Source organism: Streptomyces tricolor, from assembly GCF_002155905.1.
GTDB classification, from domain to species: domain Bacteria; phylum Actinomycetota; class Actinomycetes; order Streptomycetales; family Streptomycetaceae; genus Streptomyces; species Streptomyces tricolor.
The window spans coordinates 813-1087 of record NZ_MUMF01000955.1 but is presented as its reverse complement, the minus strand read 5'-3'; the positions used below and the strand labels follow the sequence as shown (position 1 = coordinate 1087).

Sequence of the window (275 nt, the reverse complement as noted above, 5' to 3'; positions counted from 1 at the left end):
CCTGGACCGCGCCCCGCTGCCGCAACTGCTGGAGGATTTCCACCGTTTGGGGCTCAACACCATCCGGCTGCCGTTCTCCAACGAGATGATCCACAGCACGGCACCCGTGCCCGACAGCGCCGTGGCGGCCAATCCCGCGCTGCGCGGCCGGACACCGCTGGCGGTCTACGACGCCGTCGTGGACGCGCTGAGCCGGAACGGGTTCGCCGTGGTCCTCAACAACCACACGAACACCAGCCGGTGGTGCTGCGGCGTCGACGGCAACGAGCGGTGGA

General features: G+C 69.5%; 1 protein-coding gene. It reads left to right on the top strand.

All coding sequences use genetic code 11. From position 1 onward, the window contains the following. Nucleotides 1-275: cellulase family glycosylhydrolase (locus CCN44_RS47145; protein ID WP_414820560.1), on the top strand; the 275-nt coding region annotated here is incomplete at both ends.